The 5,871-nt window shown below is 43.6% G+C and carries 7 protein-coding genes and 1 pseudogene; 1 reads left to right on the plus strand and 7 read right to left on the minus strand.

Annotated features, from left to right (window positions below):
• From BZG72_RS15765 to BZG72_RS15795, 5 genes and pseudogenes are all read right to left on the minus strand, one after another.
• A pseudogene (locus tag BZG72_RS15765) lies at positions 1–655 on the minus strand (hypothetical protein); the annotation flags it as partial.
• A gap of 529 nt (positions 656–1,184) precedes the next feature.
• Positions 1,185–2,252 (minus strand): P2 family phage major capsid protein, encoded by a 1,068-nt coding sequence (locus BZG72_RS15775; protein ID WP_077667253.1) that lies wholly within the window; start codon positions 2,250–2,252, stop codon positions 1,185–1,187.
• 9 nt (positions 2,253–2,261) lie between these two features.
• Entirely contained in the window at positions 2,262–2,564 is a 303-nt protein-coding gene (locus tag BZG72_RS15780) for a hypothetical protein (RefSeq protein WP_077667254.1), read from the minus strand.
• 1,097 nt (positions 2,565–3,661) lie between these two features.
• On the minus strand, positions 3,662–3,892 hold the full coding sequence (locus BZG72_RS15790) for a pyocin activator PrtN family protein (RefSeq protein WP_077667260.1): 231 nt from the start codon (positions 3,890–3,892) through the stop codon (positions 3,662–3,664).
• Positions 3,893–3,916: 24 nt separating this feature from the next.
• Positions 3,917–4,123 (minus strand): hypothetical protein, encoded by a 207-nt coding sequence (locus BZG72_RS15795; protein ID WP_077667256.1) that lies wholly within the window; start codon positions 4,121–4,123, stop codon positions 3,917–3,919.
• Positions 4,124–4,206: 83 nt separating this feature from the next.
• On the opposite strand from BZG72_RS15795, the gene BZG72_RS15800 reads away from it, so the two are divergent.
• Entirely contained in the window at positions 4,207–4,401 is a 195-nt protein-coding gene (locus BZG72_RS15800; RefSeq protein WP_077667257.1) for a hypothetical protein, read from the plus strand.
• Between the two features lie 30 nt (positions 4,402–4,431).
• Here BZG72_RS15800 and BZG72_RS15805 read toward each other — a convergent pair whose 3' ends face one another.
• Complete coding sequence (locus BZG72_RS15805) at positions 4,432–4,755, minus strand: hypothetical protein (protein ID WP_077667258.1); 324 nt, start codon at positions 4,753–4,755, stop codon at positions 4,432–4,434.
• Positions 4,736–5,871: protein rep (locus BZG72_RS15810; protein WP_241832568.1), on the minus strand; the 1,136-nt coding region annotated here is incomplete at its 5' end. The genes BZG72_RS15805 and BZG72_RS15810, both read right to left, overlap by 20 nt.

Consider the following 5,871-nt stretch of genomic DNA (forward strand, 5'->3'; position numbering starts at 1 on the left):
GCTCTGAAATGTCATCACCTACACCGTGCTTAACCGTTTGAGTTACAAGAGAAACATATAATCCGCGGGACTTCGCGTTGACCATAGCTTCTCTCATATCCTTTGCTCGACGCTCCGCGATCTTGGAACCGCAAACGGGACACGTCCACACCGAGCCGCACTGAACAAGGCCACCAAAAAAAGCTCCACCCTGCTCTCCACGCATTACACCTGCATAGTTTTTAGGTAATTTTTTTCCGCCAGGTAAATCCATGTGATACATACAGCGATTGCACTTCGAAACACGCCAATCACGACCCAGAACGCTCCTCGATGTCGTTTGAAGCGAAAAGCGATCATCACGTGCTTTCTTGCTATCACGAGAGGATTTTTTTACACCCTTATAATCGACCTTAAAACCTTGAATTTCACCGGTTTCTAGGTCTAATTTCTCAACCTCTTTGGCCTGTGATTTGGTGTCATATACCAAGGCGCTATCGCGCGACCACCCAGACCAACCAGAGAGCAACTCTCCCTGACCATCCTGTTTTGTATTGCGCGCACGAAAAACGGCGCCAATGAGGCCGTTTTGTGTTTTCCTGACGGGGATATCTTGAAGTGTTCGATCGGGCTGGTTATACTCATTGCCAATCGATGCGTTAAGTGTTGAGTTCATGCTAGTTCTCTTTGGCTTGACGTGTTGGTGATAGGGTGCAGTCATTTATCCGCCAAGATAAACAGGGTGATTGCTCCCGGCTGTTTTAGCCCGGCATCCAATGATGCCGGGCTTTCTGTTTTCTGAGAGCAAGAATACATCAAACAAATCAACAAGCAAACCTTGGGCTGTATATACATAGAGCTCATACCCCATCACAGGCCAATTCGTTGAACAAGATCACGCTTCTGAGACTCACTTAACGAGCTCAAGATAGACTCCATGATCTGAATTTTTTCTTTGTCTGAACCGCTAATCGAGTGCTTAAATCCAGCAGTCCAAACAAACCGGTGATTACAGTGACCACAAACACAGTAAATATCACGAGCATCAACGGTGTGATGCACTGATTTGGTTATAACCGCTTTTTCTCCGCATTCACGGCAAAGTATCCGCATGTGATTTACTCCCTAAAGGTGCCCTCCGGCACCGAAAAACCGGAGGGCAGGACACGCGAGTCTCCTCGCTACGACGTGACGGTCGTTCTTTACTAAGCGCCTGCGCTTACGTGATCCATTGTCTCAGTACTTGGAGCTGATTCGTCGTCATAGATAAGTTCGATACCCTCAGACTCCACAGCTACAAACTTTTTCGCATTCTCCACCACATAACCGATCTCACCTGTCATGTAGTCTTCAACACGCTCACGCTTTGGGTTCATCTCGATTTGTCGAAGACTGGTTTCAGATTTCACGTAAAGCGATAGATTATCCGGTGAAGTGACAACAATCGCACGAGATGGAAAGCCTGGGCACGACATGCGCGGAATGTCGCCAAACATCTGGAACGTGTCCGCTGTTTTTTGCTTTTCTGTTTGAAAATTAGAAGCATCGTAAACGCGGCGCTGTTCATAACTCAAAAGGTCATCGCCAATCAGGCAAACGAGGTTTTCTCGGAAAATCTCAGGAATAATTGAAACCATATCGACAACAACCTGATCGATGTTTTCATAATCCCCACCGGGACCAAATTTAAGCTTGTTACCTTCGTCATCAATGCCGAGCACGTTTTGGGGATAATGTTCACGCATAACCTGTATCCAGCCCTTGTTAACATCTCTTAAGAGTGGATCCTCAGATGCTGACGTATCTGGATTGCTATTTGATTCACCATGCCAACCAATAATCAACCGATCCAGACCTACGCGACGCTGGATTAACTCACAATAGTTCTGTTTTAACTTCTTAGTCCTAACCCACTGATTAAGAACGGAATAAGGAACAAAAACGTCAGTATCAACCTTGCTGGTTTTGTATGGCATAGGTTGCGCCATTAGCTTGCTGGTTTCTCGGTCGCTCTTTGCTACGTTCGTACGTCCAGAAACCGGAGAACCAAGAGCACCGAATAATGAATCGCCTGATCGCTCCTCAACAGGAACGATATTTATGTTTCGTGAGAAATCGTTAAAAGCAAAACAGCTCTCACCAAACTTTACGACCATGTCGTCGCTAATATAAAAGCCACGGACAATTGAAGCCGCATCGGTTCTGTAATTTGCTGCTAATGAGCTGAATGTTTTATTCATCTCGTTTGATGCTGTCATTGTTAGCTGCTGCATTTTCTTTCCTTAAATGGATGATATAGAAGATAAGCCAGTTGAGCCGGGTATTTTTGACGGATCATCATCAACCCAAATATCTGGTTTCCAGCCTTGATTTATCGTTGATGGTGATTTTTGTTTTTCGTCAGTAAAAATAATTTTTATACCAAGACGCCTAGCATCAGATTTAATGTCTAAATTGGGCTTGTTTGATTTTCTAAATGTAACAAACCTAATTTCGTGCCCTTTGCTCTTTACTAGCCTGACGAATGAAGAAAAAAGGGCTTTATCTGCTGTGAATGTCTTATCGTAATCAAGTGCTATCTTCATTTTTATATCTCATTATCAGGCCGTTTGTTCGCTTTATAAAACCGAATAAAGCCGATTTCAATCTATTTTCTAGGCGGTCAAAATTCACAGCAATTCAAGATAATTCAGACAGATTTTATTGCTTGAAATGTGACGAGGGTCACAATCCATTTTTCTGAGGACAAGTTGCCCTATCGTTAGGATGAGCATGAACAAAAATGAAAAAAAGGTATGTTTTAAGTTGTTGATTTTAAATGATTTTTTATAATATCGTTTTTCTGTTTTGAATCGTGGATAGTGACGGAAAATTTAAAAAACACTTTAAAATCAAATTACTAAGTAATTTTTCCTGTGCTTCCCGATGGTTGGTTTTTTCAAAAAACTGAAAATTTTTTCAATTTTTGAAATTTTGGATTAGACGCTAACCCTCAGAGCTGGCGGGGTCTGGCGCTATATTTTTGCACTCAGGATTATTGCGAAATTTTTTACGACGCAAAAGCCCGAGGCGGAAGGAGGAGTGAAATTTTCCGTCACGTCAGATTGTTTTCCGTCTGCCGCAGTATTGGCGCTCAAAAAGAGCGTCAGCAGTGATCTCTATCTATTCAAAATCTGAGTCTAAAATAACAGTGGGCTATCTTGGGGCTTTTGGGTGCGTCAAAAAGAATGTCTATTACGGGGTTTGCGCCACTCCGTTCTACAAACCCCCTTATCAAGGGTGGGGTCGCTCTGGCAGAATCAAGGCCAAGCCGCTTCGCGGTCGCGATGCGAGCCTTGACACTGCCGCCACTCCTAAAGGTACCAGCTACCACGGTGGACACGATCTAGAAATCTATCACGTACAAACTGAGTGAAATTGCCTGAATCACGCACGTGCTCTGGTTGCTGCTTCCAGAGCCAAGCAACCGTTTGATTCAGTGACTCCCCGTCTTCATCACATACTGATTCCCATATTTGCTTTTCAGTCTCACTTATCTTGATAGTTGAAACACCGGTTGTTGATTGATTGAACCTGATAAACATGAATCCCCCTTATCTCCTACACGTATGACATTTTATACTTATGGGCTTTTTCAACGGCACCAAAAGTAGCTTGGTAGAATTTGCATTCTCAAAGGCTTCTATTTTTCTGCCTTGTAACGCGCATCGATGTATTCGGCTAAATCGCTGACGTGAATCAGCGTCGGGCTGCGCTCGCTATCGCGCAGTTTGAAAGTGGGCACGGGGAATTTACCAGCCTTGGCTTTCTGTTCTGCCGTGTTCTTTTTCACGCCAAAAAACTCTTCACACACGTCTTTAAGCGGTATGATTGTCGTTTCGTATCGAACAAGCAGCGCAAACTTAGTATTCAACTTATTATTCATCGGTGTCGTCTCCTAGGGCATCAAGGCACTAGCCATTAAAGAGCCATTGTGGTGTTTTGATGGTATTGTATCTTTCCTACATGAATCGAACACAAGCGGTGATATAGCATCTATGAAGCTAATGAGCTCATCTCTGCTTAGCAGGTAACCCGCATTTTCATAGTAATCTCTTAACATCGCTCCCAGTTCTTGGATGCTTTCTTGTTTCTCTTGTTTCATATCCTAACCTTAACGTATATCGTATATACATAATTATAGTAATGATGTATATACATTTTTCAACCAGAAAGGAGCTATTGCCTATGTCTAATCAAGAAAAATCCAAGTGGTCTCACAAAACAGGAAAGTCAGAATTGATACCAACGCGCTATCCGTTCGCTCTGGCAGCAGCAATGAGGAAGTACACAAAGAGGAAGAAAATGACCAACGCGGATTTTATAAAACGTGCGGTAACTGAAAAGCTAGAGCGTGAGGGTGTGGTAATTAATAAAAATTAAGGGGGGCTAACCCCCTTTTTTTTATTAGACTTATACAACCATGATATTTTTTTCATCGTCGCCGTAATGATCTCTTTTATCGAAAAAAGTTTCGTCGTTAGGAACGATTCCTATTTTCTCGACAAACTCACGTTGCCAAGAATCTGGGTTTCGAGTGCCCTCGCAGATATTTAAAAGAATGACGTCAATGATTTCTTCTTTTTTAATGTCTTTACAATAACCTGATTCAGACATTGAACTTGCTAAAAAACTTAATTCAGCATCAATTAATTTATCCATCTTACTATCCTCTCTGATTTTTTTGATAAGTTTAGCAGCTTCGCTATCTGGAATATTAAGCGTCATTTCCATCATCTAGATCCTCTTTTTTGTTTTTATGCCCGCAAAGCGGACAAACAGGCGATTCAAGACGTGAGACATGATGAGTGCCGCACGAATTGCAATTAACACTTTTAACACCAAACTCAGGCCGTAAAAGCCTTGCTGACATGTGCGCAATATAATCAGTAAGGCTTGATTTAGTATCAACTAATGAATGCAAAAGCGTAGCTATAGCGGTTATGCCGCCGCTTTCAGACAAAGAAAGGACGGTAGAACGCAGCTCCTTACGACTTACCGCGCTCATCTCCTCGCTATTTAAAAGCGCGATGACGTTAGATTCGTTGTTCATTTCGTTAACGATTTCCTCGTCTGTCTTGTCTTGGCCAAGACCCAACTCATCTCTAAGACCACGAGACCAAACTAGCTGACGACGACCTTTGAACGCTCTCGCATACTCCTCAAACCGAGCCCGATAAAATTTCTTCTGGTTTTCAGTGGTTTCAGGATCTCTGATAATCCTAAGCATATCGAAAGGCGTGATATTCCCTTGGCGGCCTTTCTTGGCGTTTGCCTTTGTCATCTCGTCAGCCGCATCCCATGTGACATCTTCACCCTTAGCTGTTTTTATCAGCTTAGAGTCATCGGCAAACTTGCAAACATACTCGCCAGCCGCTTCCCCGTTACGAATATCTAGGCCGTTCTTAATGGTTGGCTTTGGCAATCCGGCTGACAAACAAGAGCGCTGCCACTGCCTAGCCAAAACGTCTTGCGCTTTTTTTGGTAACGGTGACTCTGAGAAAATCAGCAAATGAACATGAGGGTGCCAGCCGGCAGAACCATAGGTAGTCTCAAGAGATCGCACTCTTCCAACGGTACCGTATTGCTCGAAAAGATCTTTGACAGCTCTTCGACCCCAGAAGCTTGTTTGAGCTTTTGCTAGCTTAGGCAAAAGCTCTGAAATGTCATCACCTACACCGTGCTTAACCGTTTGAGTTACAAGAGAAACATATAATCCGCGGGACTTCGCGTTGACCATAGCTTCTCTCATATCCTTTGCTCGACGCTCCGCGATCTTGGAACCGCAAACGGGACACGTCCACACCGAGCCGCACTGAACAAGGCCACCAAAAAAAGCTCCACCCTGCTCTC

Origin of the sequence: Salinivibrio sp. PR6, assembly GCF_001995955.1 — a bacterium.
Classification (GTDB): domain Bacteria; phylum Pseudomonadota; class Gammaproteobacteria; order Enterobacterales; family Vibrionaceae; genus Salinivibrio; species Salinivibrio siamensis.

Coding starts and splice junctions, on each gene's coding strand:
- BZG72_RS15805 (WP_077667258.1), bottom strand. CDS start 4,755: ATGATGGAAATGACGCTTAATATTCCAGATAGCGAAGCTGCTAAACTT.
- BZG72_RS15795 (WP_077667256.1), bottom strand. CDS start 4,123: ATGAAACAAGAGAAACAAGAAAGCATCCAAGAACTGGGAGCGATGTTA.
- BZG72_RS15775 (WP_077667253.1), bottom strand. CDS start 2,252: ATGCAGCAGCTAACAATGACAGCATCAAACGAGATGAATAAAACATTC.
- BZG72_RS15800 (WP_077667257.1), top strand. CDS start 4,207: ATGTCTAATCAAGAAAAATCCAAGTGGTCTCACAAAACAGGAAAGTCA.
- BZG72_RS15780 (WP_077667254.1), bottom strand. CDS start 2,564: ATGAAGATAGCACTTGATTACGATAAGACATTCACAGCAGATAAAGCC.